This window comes from Terribacillus sp. 7520-G (assembly GCF_002271665.1).
GTDB lineage: Bacteria > Bacillota > Bacilli > Bacillales > Amphibacillaceae > Terribacillus.
In genome coordinates this window covers 1-262 of record NZ_NQFP01000077.1, presented here as the reverse complement: position 1 = coordinate 262, position 262 = coordinate 1, and the positions used below count along the sequence as shown (strand labels likewise).

Genomic DNA, 262 nt, shown 5'->3' with positions numbered 1-262 from the left:
TTTGAAAACTGAACAAAACAACCAATTACGAACTAAACGACATGATCGTAAGATCAACGTCAGCTCTGACGAGCAATGCATCAACACTTTCATGGAGAGTTTGATCTTGGCTCAGGACGAACGCTGGCGGCGTGCCTAATACATGCAAGTCGAGCGCAGGAAACCAGATGACCCCTCCGGGGTGATTCTGGCGGAATGAGCGGCGGACGGGTGAGTAACACGTGGGCAACCTGCCTGTAAGACTGGGATAACTCCGGGAAAC

The 262-nt window shown here is 51.1% G+C and carries 1 rRNA gene; it reads left to right on the top strand.

Features of this window, described 5'->3' with window-relative positions:
- Window positions 1-88 precede the first annotated feature (88 nt).
- A 16S ribosomal RNA gene (locus CHH53_RS17035) occupies window positions 89-262 on the top strand; the annotation flags it as partial.